The sequence below is a fragment of the Geobacillus subterraneus genome (assembly GCF_001618685.1).
Taxonomy (GTDB): domain Bacteria; phylum Bacillota; class Bacilli; order Bacillales; family Anoxybacillaceae; genus Geobacillus; species Geobacillus subterraneus.
Genome location: NZ_CP014342.1, coordinates 622,884 through 640,166 on the forward strand (window position 1 = coordinate 622,884; position 17,283 = coordinate 640,166).

Genomic DNA, 17,283 nt, shown 5'->3' on the forward strand with positions numbered 1-17,283 from the left:
AGGAACGAAATGCGAAACATTATCGTCGGCTCGCGGCGCAGCAAGCTCGCCTTGACCCAGACGAACTGGGTCATCAACGAATTGAAGCGGCTCGGGGCGCCGTTTACGTTTGAGGTGAAAGAAATCGTCACGAAAGGAGACCGCGTGCTCGATGTCACGCTCTCCAAAGTAGGCGGCAAAGGACTGTTTGTCAAAGAAATTGAGCATGAAATGCTGACCGGCGGCATCGATATGGCGGTCCACAGCATGAAAGACATGCCGGCGGTGCTGCCAAGCGGATTGGTGATCGGCTCGGTCCCGCGGCGTGAGGATGCGCGCGATGTGCTCGTCAGCAAAGGAAATCTGTCGCTTTCCGATCTGCCGCGCGGGGCGGTCGTCGGCACGAGCAGCCTGCGCCGTTCGGCGCAGCTGCTCGCCTATCGCCCGGATGTGACGATCAAATGGATCCGCGGGAACATTGATACAAGACTAGCGAAGCTAGAAAACGAAGATTACGACGCCATCGTGCTGGCGGCCGCCGGTTTGGCGCGCATGGGCTGGAGCGATGATGTCATCAGCGACTACTTATCAACGGATGTATGTGTTCCGGCGGTCGGCCAAGGGGCGCTTGCCGTCGAGTGCCGCGAAGATGACCGCGAGCTGCGCGAGTGGCTGAGCCGTCTGAACGATGAACAGACGGAACGGGCGGTAAGGGCGGAACGCGCCTTTTTGCAACAGATGGAAGGGGGATGCCAAGTGCCGATTGCCGGCTATGCGGAAGTGAAGGAGGGGACGGTGCGTCTGACCGCACTTGTCGCCTCCCCGGATGGCAAAGAAATGTACAAAGAAATCGTCACTGGCGTCGATCCGGAGGCGGTCGGCCGACAGGCGGCTGCCATCTTGAGCGAACAAGGGGCAAAGGCGCTGATCGAGCGGGTGAAAAAGGAGATGGGCGACTGATGGCCAATCGCGCCCTGGCCGGCAAGACGGTACTTGTCACCCGTGACAAAAAGCAGGCGGCATCGTTTTCCGCCAAGCTGCGCGCCGTTGGTGCGGTGCCGATCGAAATCCCGCTCATCACCATCCGCCCGGCGGCTGCGCCGGAAGCCATCGCCGCGCTCGCCGAACGGCTCGGGGAATACCGCTGGCTCGTCTTGACGAGCGTGAACGCGGTTCGCTTCTTTTTTCCGCACGTTTCGTTGCCGCGGCCGCTGCCGAATGTCGCCGTCGTCGGACGGAAGACGGCGGCCGCGCTCGCTGATTACGGCGTTTCACCGGCGCTCGTGCCGGATGATTTCACCGCTGAACGGCTCGCCGCCATGCTTGCACCGCGCGTAAAACAAGGCGAGCGGGTGCTGTTTGTCAAAGGCGATTTGGCAAGCCCAACGCTGCCTGAGGCGTTGAGGAAGGTAGGCGCCGCGGTCGATGAGTTTACGGTCTATCAAACGGTGCCAGACCTAAGCCGTCGAGAACCATTGTTGGCGCTGCTGCGCGAACGGAAACTGGATGCGGTTACGTTGATGAGCCCATCGGCGGTCCATAGTCTTGCCCGCCTTCTTGGCGGAGAAGCGGTTGCGCTTCTTTCCGGCGTCGCTGTCGCCTGCATCGGGCCGGTGACAAAAAAGGCGGCGGAGCAGGAAGGAATCACCGTACATATTTGTCCAACTGATTACACGACGGATGGTATAATGAAAGCGATGGAACAATATTTTTCCATGGAGGGACGATCAATGCCATTGTCATTTGACCGCCATCGCCGCCTGCGGCAAACGGCCGCCATTCGGGCGATGGTGCGCGAGACGCATCTCCGCGTTGATGATCTAATTTATCCGCTGTTTGTCGTCGAAGGAAGCGGCATTCGCCGCGAAGTGCCATCGATGCCCGGGGTGTACCATTTATCGCTTGATCGTTTGACGGAAGAAATCGATGAAATCGCCGGGCTTGGCATCCGGGCGGTCATGGTGTTTGGCGTGCCGGACGAAAAAGATGAAGTCGGTTCGCAGGCGTATTGCGAGACCGGGATCGTCCAGCGGGCGATCCGCCAGATTAAAGCCCAACGCCCGGAGATGGTTGTTATTGCCGATACGTGTTTATGCGAATATACAAGCCACGGCCATTGCGGCGTGGTGGAAAACGAACAAGTGCTGAATGACCCGTCGCTTGAGCTGCTCGCCAAAACGGCGGTCAGCCAGGCGCAAGCCGGCGCTGATATCATTGCGCCGTCGAATATGATGGACGGGTTTGTCGCCGCTATTCGCCACGGGCTTGACGAAGCCGGATTTGAGAACGTGCCAATCATGTCATATGCCATTAAGTACGCCTCGGCGTTTTACGGCCCGTTCCGCGATGCCGCGGACAGCGCGCCGCAATTCGGCGACCGGAAAACGTACCAAATGGATCCGGCCAATCGCCTTGAGGCGTTTCGGGAGGCCGAATCCGACATCAAAGAAGGCGCCGATTTCCTGATGGTCAAACCGGCGCTCGCCTACATGGACATTATTCGTGACATCAAAAACCGGTTTCCGCTTCCGCTTGTCGCCTATAACGTGAGCGGCGAGTATTCGATGGTGAAAGCGGCGGCGCAAAACGGCTGGATTGATGAAAAAACAGTCGTGATGGAGATGTTGACCGGAATGAAGCGGGCTGGCGCGGATTTGATCATCACATATTTTGCGAAAGATGCGGCCCACTGGATGGCTGACTAGAGAGGGGGCGGAATCGTGCGAAGCTATGAACGATCGAAAGCGGCTTATCAAGAAGCGGTGACATTAATGCCGGGCGGTGTAAACAGCCCGGTGCGCGCATTCAAGTCGGTCGGGATGACGCCGATTTTTATGGCGCGCGGCCAAGGTGCGAAAATTTACGATATTGACGGCAACGAATATATCGACTATGTGTTGTCGTGGGGACCGCTCATTTTAGGGCACGCTGATCCCCAAGTCGTCGAAGCGTTAAAACGGGTGGCCGAACAAGGGACGAGCTTCGGCGCTCCGACGCTGCTTGAGAACGAGCTGGCTAGGCTCGTCATCGAGCGGGTGCCGTCCGTCGAGATCGTGCGCATGGTCAATTCGGGAACGGAAGCGACGATGAGCGCCCTCCGCTTGGCGCGCGGCTACACGAAGCGCAACAAAATCATCAAGTTTGAAGGCAGCTACCACGGGCATGGCGATTCATTGCTCATTAAAGCCGGCTCCGGCGTGGCGACGCTCGGGCTGCCGGACAGCCCAGGCGTGCCGGAATCGGTCGCCCAGCACACAATCACCGTCCCGTACAACGATTTAGACAGCGTCCGCTATGCATTTGAGCGGTTTGGCGAAGACATCGCGGCGGTCATCGTCGAGCCGGTGGCCGGCAATATGGGAGTCGTGCCGCCCGTCCCTGGCTTTTTGGAAGGGCTGCGCGACGTGACCAAACAATACGGCGCCCTATTGATTTTTGACGAGGTGATGACCGGCTTCCGCGTCGACTACCATTGCGCCCAAGGATATTACGGCGTTGAGCCGGATTTGACGTGCCTTGGCAAAGTGATCGGCGGCGGCTTGCCAGTCGGAGCGTACGGGGGCAAAGCCGAGATCATGGAGCTTGTCGCGCCGAGCGGCCCAGTGTACCAAGCCGGCACGCTGTCTGGCAACCCGCTCGCCATGACGGCTGGCTACGAAACGCTCCGTCAACTGACGCCGGAAACGTATGAAGAATTCAGCCGCAAAGCGGCGCGCCTTGAAGAAGGGCTGCACCAAGCCGCCGAAAAATACGAAATTCCTCACACTATCAACCGCGCTGGATCGATGATTGGCTTTTTCTTCACAAACGAGCCGGTCATCAATTACGAGACGGCCAAAACGTCCGATTTGGAGCTGTTTGCCGCCTATTACCGGGAGATGGCGAACGAAGGCGTTTTCTTGCCGCCGTCGCAATTTGAAGGGCTGTTTTTGTCGACCGCGCATAGCGATGAAGACATTGAATATACGATCGCCGCTGCCGAACGGGCATTTGCCCGCCTGCGCGGCTAGAGGAAACGGGCTGCCGCCACGGCCAGCCCGATTTTTTTATCATACCGCCTCTTTTCCGTTCATACAATGGATAATGTCATAGAAACTATTTGCCGAGGGGACGGAAGGAGGAAGTCCGGTTGGAGCAATCGTATTTGCGTTTTTCATTGGAAGAGTCAGTCTGGTTTAAAAGCGGACAGGAAGTCGCCGAGTTTTTGTCTATTTCTCTTGACCCGATCATTTCCGTCGACGAGTACGACCAATATATTACGATTCGCGGTGCGCTCGAGTTAAGCGGAGAATTCCGCCAAGCGGACGAACCGCAGCAGGCGGACGTCGACGATGATGCGTTTGAGTTGGCGAGCTATCGATTCATTCAGCACATTTCGGTGCGTGAGGACGGCATTAGCGAACTGTCACACCGTTTTCCGATCGATATTACAATCCCGAAAAACCGCATTCGTGAACTTGAAGATGTGTACGTGACGGTGGAATCGTTCGACTATGATTTAAGCGACAACGGACGGCTGCTCGTGACCGCCGACATCTCGATCAGCGGGATCAGTGAATCGCCGCTCGTCGATGATTTGCCGAACGATGATGAAGATGAAGAGCCGTTGTTTGCCCCGTTTGAGTCAATCGCCCGCAAAGAGGCAGCCGACGATGAAGCGTTTACATCGGAGAACCAACCCGCTAGTGAGGCGGGCGAACAGCCTGTCGCCGCAGTCAGTGAAGCGCCGCCTTCCACCGTTGAGCCAGCGGCTGTGCGTCATGAAGAAACGCTGTCTAATGAAACAGAGGATGTAAAAGAGCCGTTTTTGCCGCTTGAGACGGAAACGAAAGCCGTCAACGCGGAAGGGGAAGAGGAGATTGATTCCGTGTTGCCGCCAACGGAGGCGAAAGTATCGATCGGGGCCGCTAAAAAAGCGGTGAGTGAAGAGGACGAGGAAGAACAACAAGCGGAAGTGAAAAGCGAAAACGCCCTTTATTTGACGAAGCTGTTTGCCAAAAGTGAAGCGGAAGAGTTTACAACGGTCAAAATTTGCATCGTCCAGCAAGGAGATTCGTTGGACAAGATTGCTGAACGGTATGATGTGACCGTCTCGCAGCTGCTGCGCGCCAACGATCTGGAAAGCCCGGATGACGTGCACGAAGGGCAGCTGTTATATATTCCGGCCTTGGCGGGAAGCCGTCCTTTCTCATGAAAGGAACGCTTTCCGTTTCTTTTGCCGGCGAGGGGGCGTAATGATGGCCATACGTTCTGAAACGTGCCGCGCCGTGCTTCATCAGTATGGGATTCAGCCGCAGCGCATCGAACAGCGGGGCAAAGCGGCAAAAGTGTATACCGACCGCGGTGTTTTTGCCTTAAAACCGCTCGACGGTGAACAAGAGGCGGCCGCCATCTGGCACTCGCTTCACTATTACGGCCGCCATTGCCCTCCGTTTTATTGGACGCGGCAACGATCGCCGTTTGCTGCGGAGGGAAGCCGCCTTTATTATTTGCAAGCATGGCAGGAGGGAGAAACGAAAGCAAAAGAAGAAACGGTGCGCGCTTTTTTTCGTGGGCTGGCCCGGCTCCATCGCGCTACCGCCCGCACCGTCGAGGCGAGCGAGGAGGAGATCGCCGCGTATCGAAAGCAAAAAAAAGAGGAATGGCAGCAGGAGCGGGCGATTTGGGAAGAGCGGATTGAGCGGTATGAAACCGCTTGGTACATGTCACCGTTTCAGCTGCAGTGCTGCACGTATTTTCATGAGGTGATGCGCGCCTATTTGTTTGCCGAGGAACAGCTGACTGCGTGGGAGGAGGCGCTCGAAGAAACGAAACAATGGCGCATCGCTTGGGTGCACGGAAAAGCGCGCCTTTCCCATTACGTGGCGCCGTATTGGATCAGCTGGGAGCGGGCGCACTGGAATTCGCCGGTATACGATTTGATTGCCGCGCTTCGCGTGCATGTCCGAACGCTTCCGCCGCTCGGTCCCGAGTGGATGGGGGGAATCGATGAATACGAAAAGGAATTGCCGTTATCCAACGGGGAGCGGGCGTTTTTATACAGCCATTTGGCCGAGCCGCGCGGGTTTGTCCGCTGCCTCGAACAGTATGAAGCCGCTCCGCGAACGGAACGGAACGAGCGGGACTATGTCGCCGCCTTGCAGCGCTGTTATTTTGCCTTTAAAAACATGGAAGCGATCGTGATGCATCTTGTCCAACGCGACGCCGCGCGGCAGCAAGAAGAGGCGGCCGATCATGAAGCGACAGCCGAAGGGGACGGCAGCGGTTAAATCCATTCCAAATGGAGCGCCACAGCAATCAAAACAAAGATGGCTAATAAAATGACATCGAACGTCGTCGGCAAAAAAATGGTGCGAATGGCTTGAAAAATGGTGAGCGGAATGATCACTTGGGCACAGACGGCGCGCACTTGCCTCAGCCACGGCGGCCACGAATACGGGTTGAATCGCCGCATCGGCATTTCCCTCCTTCTCTGGTTTACTATACAATATGAAAAGAACGATCATTTGTCACCAAACCGGGGCGAGTGGAATAAATAAATAAAAACTTGGCAAAGATGATGGACAATGGTAGTATAATAATCGAATAATGACGAAAAAAAGCGAAGACAGGGAGGAGTACAGCAGTCCGCGCCTGCAGAGAGGGAAATCAAAAGCTGCGAGATTTCCTAGGATGGCGGTTGCTGGAAGGTCGCCCTTGAGCTGCTTCGCTGAAAGGCGAAACTGCCGAGTAGGGGAAGCCGGCGTGATGCCGTTATGCCAATGAAGCGCTTAAGCCCTAGAGGGCGGGTGGTTGAATGGAGAATGTGGTTGAAAGACGCCGTTTCCCAAAGTCGGGGAACGTTGCGGCCGCTTCGGATGGAACATCGCCCGGTGCTTGAACGATACGGTTTTGCTATCCTCTAGGCTTAAGAAAAAAGGTGGTACCGCGAAAGCAGCTCCTTTCGTCCTTTTTGGATGAAAGGGGCTTTTTTGCTTGCCAATCGGATGATGCACTCCGTAGGCAACAGCCATTGTCGATCACATGAAGGAGGGAACAAAAGTGGCACAGCATGAAGTGTCGATGCCGCCAAAATACGACCATCGCGCCGTTGAGGCGGGGCGCTATGACTGGTGGTTGAAAGGCAAGTTTTTTGAAGCGACCGGCGATCCGGACAAACAACCGTTTACGATCGTCATTCCGCCGCCGAACGTCACCGGCAAACTGCATTTGGGGCATGCATGGGATACGACGCTGCAAGACATCATTACGCGCATGAAGCGGATGCAAGGCTATGACGTTCTTTGGCTTCCGGGCATGGACCATGCCGGCATCGCCACCCAGGCGAAAGTGGAGGAAAAATTGCGCAGCCAAGGGCTGTCGCGCTACGATTTAGGCCGGGAGAAATTTTTGGAAGAAACGTGGAAGTGGAAAGAAGAGTACGCCGGCCATATTCGCAGCCAATGGGCAAAATTAGGGCTTGGCCTCGATTATACGCGCGAGCGGTTTACGCTGGATGAAGGGCTGTCCAAAGCGGTGCGTGAAGTGTTCGTCTCGCTTTACCGGAAAGGGCTCATTTACCGCGGCGAGTACATTATCAACTGGGACCCGGTTACGAAAACGGCGCTGTCGGATATTGAAGTCATTTATAAAGAAGTGAAAGGCGCTTTATACCATTTGCGTTATCCGCTTGCCGACGGTTCCGGCTACATCGAGGTGGCGACGACCCGGCCGGAGACGATGCTCGGCGATACGGCGGTGGCGGTGCATCCGGATGACGAGCGGTACAAGCATTTGATCGGCAAAATGGTCAAACTGCCGATTGTCGGCCGCGAAATCCCGATTATCGCCGATGAGTATGTCGATATGGAATTCGGCTCCGGGGCGGTGAAAATTACGCCGGCGCACGACCCGAACGACTTTGAAGTCGGCAACCGCCACAACTTGCCGCGCATTCTCGTCATGAACGAAGATGGCACGATGAACGAAAATGCCTTGCAATATCAAGGGCTTGACCGGTTTGAATGCCGGAAGCAAATCGTCCGCGACTTGCAAGAGCAAGGCGTCCTCTTTAAAATTGAGGAACACGTCCACTCCGTCGGCCATAGCGAACGGAGCGGCGCGGTCGTTGAACCGTATTTGTCGACGCAATGGTTCGTGAAAATGAAGCCGCTCGCCGAAGCGGCGATCAAGCTGCAACAAACCGACGGAAAAGTGCAGTTCGTGCCGGAGCGGTTTGAGAAAACGTACTTGCACTGGCTGGAGAACATCCGCGACTGGTGCATTTCGCGCCAGCTTTGGTGGGGGCACCGGATTCCGGCGTGGTACCATAAAGAGACGGGGGACATTTACGTCGACCACGAGCCGCCAAAAGACATTGAAAATTGGGAGCAAGACCCCGACGTGCTTGATACGTGGTTCAGCTCGGCGCTTTGGCCGTTCTCGACAATGGGCTGGCCGGATACCGACTCGCCGGACTACAAGCGCTACTACCCGACCGATGTGCTAGTCACCGGCTATGACATCATTTTCTTCTGGGTGTCGCGCATGATTTTCCAAGGGCTTGAGTTCACCGGAAAGCGGCCGTTTAAAGACGTGTTGATCCACGGTCTCGTCCGCGACGCCCAAGGACGGAAAATGAGCAAGTCGCTCGGCAACGGGGTTGACCCGATGGATGTCATCGACCAGTACGGCGCCGATGCACTCCGCTATTTCTTGGCGACCGGCAGCTCGCCGGGGCAAGATTTGCGCTTCAGCACGGAAAAAGTCGAAGCGACATGGAACTTTGCCAATAAAATTTGGAACGCGTCGCGCTTTGCGTTGATGAACATGGGCGGCATGACGTATGAGGAGCTCGATTTAAGCGGCGAAAAAACGGTCGCCGACCATTGGATTTTGACGCGCCTCAATGAAACGATCGACACGGTGACGAAGCTCGCCGAAAAATATGAATTTGGCGAAGTCGGGCGCACGCTGTACAACTTTATTTGGGACGACTTATGCGACTGGTATATCGAAATGGCCAAACTGCCGCTCTATGGCGACGACGAGGCGGCGAAAAAGACGACCCGTTCCGTGTTGGCGTATGTGCTTGACAATACGATGCGCCTGCTTCACCCGTTCATGCCGTTCATTACCGAGGAAATTTGGCAAAACTTGCCGCATAAAGGAGAGTCGATTACGGTCGCCCCGTGGCCGCAAGTGCGCCCGGAGCTGTCGAACGAAGAAGCGGCCGAAGAGATGCGGATGCTTGTGGACATCATCCGTGCGGTCCGAAACATCCGCGCTGAAGTGAACACGCCGCCGAGCAAGCCGATTGCGCTCTACATTAAGACAAAAGACGAACACGTGCGGGAAGCGCTTTTGAAAAACCGCGCTTATTTGGAACGGTTCTGCAACCCGAGCGAATTGGTCATTGACATGGATGTTCCGGCTCCGGAAAAAGCGATGACTGCCGTCGTCACCGGGGCGGAGCTCATTTTGCCGCTTGAAGGGCTGATCAATATTGAAGAGGAAATCAAGCGGCTCGAAAAAGAGCTCGACAAGTGGAACAACGAAGTCGAGCGCGTCGAAAAGAAACTGGCCAACGAAGGCTTTTTAGCGAAAGCGCCGGCCCATGTCGTCGAAGAAGAGCGGCGCAAGCGGCAAGATTACATCGAAAAGCGAGAAGCGGTGAAAGCGCGCCTCGCTGAGTTGAAACGGTAGACAAACGATTGTTTGGTTGATTATGATGAAGACGAATCCGCTATCATGCGGGTTCGTCTTTTTCGCTGGCGGAAGCCGTTCGGCCCATCGCCAGCCTTTCGATCTAGATCTTCTCAAGGGAGGAGTCGTGAATATGATCCGCACATATGAGGAAGCCGTCGCTTGGATTCACGGGCGGCTGCGGCTTGGCATGAAGCCGGGACTAAAACGGATGGAATGGATGATGGAAAAGCTCGGCCATCCAGAGCGCCGCGTCCGCGCTGTCCATATCGGCGGAACGAACGGCAAAGGGTCGACGGTGGCGTATTTGCGCTCGATTTTGCAGGCGGCCGGGTATTCCGTCGGCACGTTCACTTCGCCGTATGTCGAGCAGTTTAACGAACGGATCAGCGTCAACGGTGAACCGATTCGCGATGAAGAAATCGTGGAGCTGGTGCGAGTCATTCAACCGCTTGCGGACGAACTCGAACGAACAGAACTTGGCGGACCGACCGAATTTGAAGTGATCACCGCCATGATGCTTTATTACTTCGGCAAACAACAGATTCAAGACATCGTGCTCATTGAAGTCGGGCTCGGCGGCCGCTTGGACTCAACTAACATCATTTATCCGCTCGTTTCTGTCATTACAAACGTCAGCTACGATCATATGAACATTTTAGGCGATACGCTTGGGCAAATCGCCGTGGAGAAAGCCGGAATCATCAAATCGGGCGTGCCGCTTGTGACGGCGGTGAAGGAACCGGAGGCGTGGGAAGTGATCGCCAAAACGGCGGCGGAGCGGAAGGCGAAAACATATCGTCTCGGCGTTGATTTTACTGTAACAGACTGGAAAACGATCGCCGAAGGAGAGCAGTTTTCCCTCGCCACGCCGTTTGCCGAATACCGCGATTTGCGCATTCAAATGCCCGGCGCCCATCAAGTCGACAATGCGGCGGTGGCGGTGATGGCGGCAGAATTGTTGCGCCTTGGCTATTCGTTTTTAATCGAGCCGGAGCATATCGCCGATGGGCTGGCCACTGCTGCTTGGCCCGGCCGGTTTGAGCGGGTGAGCGGCAAACCGCTCATCATTCTCGACGGCGCCCATAACGAAGCGGGCATTCGCGCCCTTGTCGAGACGGTGCGCGCTCATTATCCCGACAAGCGCGTCCATGTCTTGTTCGCCGCGCTGACCGACAAGCCGCTTGAACGAATGATCCGGCCGCTTGACGAGCTGGCTGAGACGATCACGTTTACGACGTTTGATTTTCCGCGCGCCGCCCAAGCAGAAGCATTAACAGCCCTTTCTTCCCATCCGCAGAAGGCGGCCGTAAGTGATTGGGCCGGCTGGATCCGTGAGAAGAAAAAACAAATAGGGGACGATGGGCTGCTGCTTGTCACCGGATCGCTTTATTTTCTGTCCGAAGTGCGAAAACGGTTAAAAAATAATGCCAAGCGATGAAAAGGATTGGTATAATGGAAGAAAGATAGTTCCTTTGGCGCGGGAGGGGAGGCGCATGCGGCGACGAGGCTGGCTGTTATGGGGGATGTTGTTCTGGTTGATGGCAAGTATATGGCCGATCACGGCAGATGTCGTTTATGCCGATCGGAAAGAGGGAGCGATCACTTCCGTTTCCGAGGAGAAAATTGCCGGCTGGGCGACCGCTCCGGGAGTCGGCGACGGAAAGGGCAACAGCATCGACTTTTTTAAGATTCGCATCCAGCTGAAAGGACAAAGCGGCACGGCCGTCAGCTACCGGACGGAAGCGGTGGAAGTACAGCCGGACCGAAACGGTGAGAAAAAGTATACATTTTCGCTCGATATGCGCGGCAAGTGGCCATCGGCCCCAGGAGCGACGGCCGCTTATGAAATCGTTGTCGATGCCTACCGGGTGTTAGGAAACGGGCAAGAAGAGGTGTATTTTTCCTTTCCGGAGACGCCTTATGAGTATACGAGGCAAACGGAGGCGAGCACGGCGAAATTGGATTTTTCCCTCTCATTTTCACAGCCGGAATACGCCAAGCCGCCAGATGGCGATGCCCAAGGGCGGCTCGATGTGACGCTCATCCCGCAAGGTGTGGTTCCGGCGCCTGTTCGCCCGCCGATCGATGTCGTGTTTGTGATGGACGTGTCAGGCTCCATGACGATGATGAAGCTGCAAAGCGCCAAATCCGCTTTGCAGGCAGCGGTGAATGATTTCAAAGCCAATTATCACCCAAATGATCGGTTTGCTCTGATTCCATTTTCTGATGACGTGAGGGCAACGAGTGTTGTTCCGTTCGGATCAAAATCAAATGTCGTCAGTCAATTAGACGCCATACTTGATGCAGGAAACCGTTTGACGGCCAACGGCGGGACGAACTATTCGGCCGCTTTGTCTCTGGCCAGATCGTATTTTACGGACCCGACAAGGAAAAAGTATATCATTTTTCTGACTGACGGCATGCCGACCGTGTTGGATACGACCGATTCAATTACGTATCGCGAGGTCAAACCGGATTGGTTTGGGGGATATGAGTATACGGGAAAAAAAATTACGGATTCTCTTCCTGTCACTTACGAATTGTACGGCGATGGGCGGACGGCTGGTATTCGTTTTACCGACAACAAAGGAAATTACCGTCAATTTTATAACGATGGAAGAGATTATGTGAATGGAATCAAGGTGTCTTCGAATAACGGCTACCCATTTACTTACAGTAGTCTGGAAACGAGAATTCGAACGAATGCCATAGCGGTGGCCAAAGCACTTGGAATGGGCAATATCACCCTTTATTCTATTGGCTTCGGCGACAGCGATGATGTTGACATGGACTATTTGAGCGCGTTGTCCACGATGGCCGGAGGGGAAGCGCGGCAAGGAACGCCGCAAAATTTGAACGTCCTGTTTCAGAGGTTTTCTCAGCTCGCGACAACGCCGGCGCTCACGGGGACGATCCGCATTCCGCTTTCGTCGTTTGGCGGCAATGTCGTTGTTGCCGAGAACGGCCAAGTATGGCTAGATGAGACGAAACAAAATGCGTATATTTCATTTTCCATTCCCTATCAGATTGGTCAAGGCGCCCCTTCGCCTACCACGATTCCTATTCCAGTTTCGTTTAAGGCGAAAGGGACGTATACATTCAACGCTGAATTGAGATATCGCGATGTGTACGGCCAGCCGCAGCCGTCCTTGACGAAAACAGTGACCGTCACCGTAAAAGATGAAGCGCCGCCGACCTTTACGGGAACGGTGCGATTGCAAGGATTGACCAACAATGTTATCAATCTCATTAAACAGGGGGCTGTCGATGGCGACGACAACCGCTTCCGTGCCACCTATTCCTTGTCGCTGGTCGGTTACGTGGGCAGTACGACTGGAATGATCAGCAATGTGAAGATCGTCCAACAGTTGCCTGATGGCATCTCCGTCGTTCCAGACGGCAAAGTGACGACGTATACGGAAAATGGCAAACGCTATGCACAATGGTCGTTTGCCAACCAGACGTTTGACTATAGCCAGCTGAACAAGCTGACGCTGACCGCGCAATGGGTGATGCAAGCCGATTACGCCATGGGCGGCACCCAATTGCCGCCGGCGGTCGTAACGTTCACCGACAGCCGCTACGGCGAACGGACTTCGACGCTCACGCCGCCGTCGGAACGAATCGGGATGACGGTTCGTTTAGATGACTTTCCGAATTTCTATTACCGAGGAGACGAAAAAGGAGAGATCTTGAAGTGGCGACGGCAGGCGGTCGACGAAATCGTTGGAGAAGCGAAGCCACCCAGCGACGGACTGCTGCAGCTGCCGGTCAAAGCGCTGCAATACGACCCGAACGATGACGGCGTGCTGCTTGTCACGTACAGCGATGATCGGACAGTGCGCATCTATTTGAAACCGCATTTGTCCATTGAAACCGCAAACGGTCCGGAGGAAAACGGCGCCATGGTGAACGAGGCGCCAACGGTGAAGGTAATCGGGCTTGTCGCTGGCGAAGGGGTGAAGTACGAGTACCAAGTCGTACGAAATGGCGTGGTTTCAGACTGGCAGCCGCTCGCTTCGCCGTATATGATTTCCATTTCCGATGACGGTGAGTATACTGTCGCGGTGCGTTCGGCTGGGGGGCTGACGCGCGGTGACGGAACGACGAAGGTAGCGTTCCGTTATAAGAAATTAATCCGCCACTTAGTGCTTGGCGATTATAAAGAGACGATGAACGTCGGTGAGGAGCAACGCATCCCAGTGGCGATAGAGCCCGCCGATGCGACGAACAGAACGCTTGCGTGGACATCAAGCGACCCGAATATCGCATCGGTAGACCAAAACGGCACGGTGACAGCGCTAAAGCCTGGAACGGTGACGATCACCGTCCGTGCGACTGACGGCAGCAACGTGCAAGCGTCGGCGACGATTACGGTCATCGTGCCGCTCGAACGGATGGCGTTCCGCACCCCGGTGCTGTACATGGAAGTCGGCGAACGGCTTGAAGTCATGCCGCAGCTTCGCTTCGTTCCGAACCATGCGACCGATCAAACGCTTCGCTCCGTTGAATCGTCCGCACCGGAGTATGTCGCGGTTGTCCGTGAAAACGGCGCATGGGTTTTGGTCGCCAACGATGTCGGTTATGCGACGGTGACAGCGACCGCCAATGCGAAAACGAGCGATCAGCAGCCGATTCGGGCGAACGTGACGGTGATTGTTCGCGAACCGGAAGATCACGGTGGTAACGACGGGCGAAACCGCTGGTAATCGACATCAACACCCCCAAGTTTGTCGGCAAGATCAAATGATATCGACAATTGAGTGAAGGTTTTTCCCGTAAAAAAAGGGCGGCCAGATCGACCTAGGCCGCTCTTTTCTTTATTCTACTTTCAACCGGTCTACAACGAGGGACAACCGTTTGACAAACGGAAGACCTTCCCCGCGGTCGATCAGCACTTGCGGGTCGTGACGGATGACAAGACGCGACTGGTCGACGTCGTCATCCGGCGCTGGAATGAACGACAATCCGTTTTCTGCCCGGCCGCGATAAGCGTTGACGACAAGGCCGGAGATGTCGGCGTCCGGCGCGCGTTTGGACGCATCGCCGCGAGCGAACAAGCCGCCTTGAATATGAATGTACGAGCCAACCGCATAGACTGTGGCGTTGCTGCTTGTGTAAAAATAGCCTTTTAAGTTCGGCTGCCGGGGGAACGAATTATGAAACTCGTTAATGCGCGCCAGCTCAAGCGGACCGTCGGTCAAAAGGACAAGTTCTTTTTCGCCCCAGCCGCTAATGTCGGCATCATAAATGAGCGTGCGCCCGGTGACATATACAGAAGCGTCAAACGCGACATTTCCTTGAATCGTTAAATCGCCGAGCACGATCAAATTGCCGCGCACTTTTGTCGGCGTCTGTACGGTATTGCCTAAAAACAAATCGCCGTTGACGATGAGCCAGTGTTTCTTTAGATCAATTTCCCCGCGATCGACAAAAAACGACGAAACTTCCGGATGATAAAGCAGGACAGACTGATGCCAAGAGCGGCGAAGCAGCAACTCAATATCCTCCACCACCGTTAGGCGGTCTTCGAGCATCGAAAGCAAGTCTGGAATGCCCTTATCAATCCATTGTTCGTATTCATCGCTGAACGTTTCAATTCCCGCCGCATTAAGCAGCTTATCTTTCACCGTCCAATTAAAATCAACGTCAATAAAATCGTCTGTTTCTTTTTGGACGGTCGCTCCCTCTAAACCATGGGAAAAGTGAATGGGCTGTCGCAGAAACGTTCCTGTCCCTCTTTGATAGCAGTCAGCTCCGCCCGTGCAAGAGAACGCCTCTCCTTGAACAAGCCAGGCGCTGTCGGTCGAAAGGGTTGGAAAAGAAGTCGGTTCGGTCCGGCGCTGTGAATGGTCGATATAGTTGGCGGCGTTCGTGACATAGGCATCGTTGCCCGCATACACATGCCCGTCGATATATGCGCCGCCGTTGACAGCCAAGTCTTCGGCCGAGCCGAGAGCGTATTTTAAAAAGCTTGGCGTGTTGGCAATAATGACGCGCCGCGTGACCGTTTTGTTTCCATGCGGCGCGGAAATATATAAGACGCGGGTAAACAGCTTTTGCCGGTCGATCTCCTCTTCTTCAGTCGCGTCGCGGATGGTGACGCCGTAGCGCTGTTCAAACGCAGGCAGCCAACGGCTTAGATCATCGTCAAGGCGCGCCGGTGTAGAAAGGACAAAATCCGGCTTGGCGATGGCCGCTTTTAAGGCGGCGACCGTTTCGTCGATGGCGTTGGCTGCTTCCTGAAACGATTCGATCTCTTCCACACGCACGTGAGTCAGTCGCGCCTGTTGAGCAGCAACCGTTAAAATCGTTAAGCCGAGCAAAAAGAAGATGGTGATGACAAGCATCATTGTCACTAAACTGTAGCCGGCCTCGTTCAAGCACAGGCGGTTCATTGCGATTCCCCCCTTAAAAGCCGAACTCCGTTTTTAATGTAAACGGCTGCACATACAGCCAGCTATCCGAGTCGGCGTGGTTGCGGTCTTGCACGGCGAGTTTCATCGTGACGACACCGCTGCGGCAAAGATGCGCTCCCCCCTTTTTTTCTTCGCGCAGGCAGCGGAGCGAAAGTGTGGAATCGGCGGCCAGCGACAGGCGTGATGAGGAAATGGCTTCCCCATTGATGGCCAGCGCTCCGTTTTCAATCGAAATCGTCAATGCAGCACCGTCTTTTTCATGTTCGGCCACAAATCCAGACGAGGCGTCAATCCATTGTTGTCGGTCTTCAATGAAGGTCAACTTCCGCTCATTGCTTGCGCTTAGATCAACGCCGTCAGGAGCAAGTTCGTACAGCTTGTTCATCATCATAGCGACGGCATAGTCCGCCTCACTGCGCAGTTCGTTCTCGATGCCGATCCGCTGATAGGCGCGAATGCCGGTCAGAAAGACGGTATAAATGGCGCCGATGATGAGCAAGGAAATGGAGACGGCAGCGAGCAGCTCGACAAGCGTCATCCCGGCTTGGGCTTTAGCGGATCGTTTCATCGGTGATCACTCCTTCCACCCATTCCGCCTCTTCTGACCGATCGCCCCAGCGGACGATCACGTACATTTTCAACGCATACTGTCCAAGGCCGGGATCAGACTGCCGCACTTTTTCCGCCTCTTCGCTGATCCGTTCGCGCAGTGAACGCGGGAACTCCTCAGGAGGGGATGAAGTGAGCCGTTCCCAGTGCATCTGTTCATACGGAATGAGAAAAACAGCGATCCGCCCGTTGTCGTAAATGACGTTGTTGATCGTTGGGGCGAATTGGGCGCGGCATGCGTCCGGCTCCGGGAAAATGGCCGCATGTTCACAATCGGCATCCGTCAGTTTTACAAATGGCGTTTGTTCGTTGGCCGATTGGCGGACATGTTGTTCGAGCACAGGGAAGTCCAATTTTTCCATATAAGCAGCGACACCGCGGGCGATATTGATGGCGACCGTGCGCCCTTGGTTGTAGGATGTATACGTCATCGCGTTCGTGAAAAAGTAGAACAAGCCGATCGCCACGCCTGATAACAAAGTCAGGGCAAGCAATGTTTCGATGAGGGTGAACCCGTCTTTATGACTAAATGACAAAAAATTGTCCCCTTCCATTTGTCATAACCTTCTTTCAAAATATGTAACTTTAT

The 17,283-nt window shown here is 55.0% G+C and carries 12 protein-coding genes, 1 pseudogene and 1 other annotated feature; of the genes and pseudogenes, 9 read left to right on the plus strand and 4 right to left on the minus strand.

Annotation, left to right across the window (positions count from 1 at the left end):
• The first annotated feature begins 9 nt into the window (after positions 1–9).
• From hemC to ysxE, 6 genes and pseudogenes are all read left to right on the plus strand, one after another.
• Positions 10–939 (plus strand): hydroxymethylbilane synthase, encoded by a 930-nt coding sequence (hemC, locus tag GS3922_RS02970; RefSeq protein WP_063165109.1) that lies wholly within the window; start codon positions 10–12, stop codon positions 937–939.
• Positions 939–1,610, plus strand: a pseudogene (locus GS3922_RS18095) (uroporphyrinogen-III synthase); the annotation flags it as partial. The gene hemC and the pseudogene GS3922_RS18095, both read left to right, overlap by 1 nt.
• Before the next feature lie 99 nt (positions 1,611–1,709).
• Positions 1,710–2,684, plus strand: coding sequence for a porphobilinogen synthase (gene hemB, locus GS3922_RS18100; protein WP_063167291.1), 975 nt, complete (start codon positions 1,710–1,712; stop codon positions 2,682–2,684).
• A gap of 15 nt (positions 2,685–2,699) precedes the next feature.
• Positions 2,700–3,989: a glutamate-1-semialdehyde 2,1-aminomutase gene (gene hemL / locus GS3922_RS02980; RefSeq protein ID WP_063165110.1), complete on the plus strand. Its 1,290-nt coding sequence runs from the start codon at positions 2,700–2,702 to the stop codon at positions 3,987–3,989.
• A gap of 119 nt (positions 3,990–4,108) precedes the next feature.
• Positions 4,109–5,173 (plus strand): stage VI sporulation protein D, encoded by a 1,065-nt coding sequence (spoVID, locus tag GS3922_RS02985; protein WP_063165111.1) that lies wholly within the window; start codon positions 4,109–4,111, stop codon positions 5,171–5,173.
• Between the two features lie 43 nt (positions 5,174–5,216).
• Positions 5,217–6,248, plus strand: coding sequence for a spore coat protein YsxE (gene ysxE / locus GS3922_RS02990; RefSeq protein WP_063165112.1), 1,032 nt, complete (start codon positions 5,217–5,219; stop codon positions 6,246–6,248).
• Here ysxE and GS3922_RS02995 read toward each other — a convergent pair.
• Positions 6,245–6,433 carry a hypothetical protein gene (locus GS3922_RS02995; RefSeq protein WP_008881097.1) on the minus strand — a complete coding sequence of 63 codons (189 nt, stop codon included), beginning with the start codon at positions 6,431–6,433 and terminating at the stop codon, positions 6,245–6,247. The genes ysxE and GS3922_RS02995 overlap by 4 nt on opposite strands.
• Before the next feature lie 141 nt (positions 6,434–6,574).
• Positions 6,575–6,933, plus strand: a binding site (T-box leader).
• 69 nt (positions 6,934–7,002) lie between these two features.
• Between GS3922_RS02995 and GS3922_RS03000 the strand changes: the two genes are divergently transcribed.
• The 3 genes from GS3922_RS03000 (at position 7,003) to GS3922_RS03010 (ending at position 14,375) form a co-directional block, all read left to right on the plus strand.
• Positions 7,003–9,663 (plus strand): valine--tRNA ligase, encoded by a 2,661-nt coding sequence (locus GS3922_RS03000; RefSeq protein WP_413229264.1) that lies wholly within the window; start codon positions 7,003–7,005, stop codon positions 9,661–9,663.
• Between the two features lie 133 nt (positions 9,664–9,796).
• Complete coding sequence (locus GS3922_RS03005; protein ID WP_063165114.1) at positions 9,797–11,104, plus strand: bifunctional folylpolyglutamate synthase/dihydrofolate synthase; 1,308 nt, start codon at positions 9,797–9,799, stop codon at positions 11,102–11,104.
• Between the two features lie 55 nt (positions 11,105–11,159).
• A complete protein-coding gene (locus GS3922_RS03010) occupies positions 11,160–14,375 on the plus strand; it encodes a vWA domain-containing protein (RefSeq protein WP_063165115.1) in 3,216 nt (1,071 codons plus the stop codon).
• 111 nt (positions 14,376–14,486) lie between these two features.
• On the opposite strand, the gene GS3922_RS03015 is transcribed toward GS3922_RS03010, so the two are convergent.
• From GS3922_RS03015 to GS3922_RS03025, 3 genes are read right to left on the minus strand one after another with little or no spacing between them, the layout of a single operon-like run.
• The gene (locus tag GS3922_RS03015; protein ID WP_063165116.1) at positions 14,487–16,064 is read right to left on the minus strand and encodes a hypothetical protein; all 1,578 of its coding nucleotides are present in this window, start codon (positions 16,062–16,064) and stop codon (positions 14,487–14,489) included.
• A 13-nt stretch (positions 16,065–16,077) separates the two neighbouring features.
• Positions 16,078–16,653 carry a PilW family protein gene (locus GS3922_RS03020; RefSeq protein WP_063165117.1) on the minus strand — a complete coding sequence of 192 codons (576 nt, stop codon included), beginning with the start codon at positions 16,651–16,653 and terminating at the stop codon, positions 16,078–16,080.
• Positions 16,637–17,248, minus strand: coding sequence for a type IV pilus modification PilV family protein (locus GS3922_RS03025; RefSeq protein ID WP_063165118.1), 612 nt, complete (start codon positions 17,246–17,248; stop codon positions 16,637–16,639). The genes GS3922_RS03020 and GS3922_RS03025 overlap by 17 nt, the downstream gene beginning before the upstream one ends.
• Positions 17,249–17,283 lie beyond the last annotated feature (35 nt).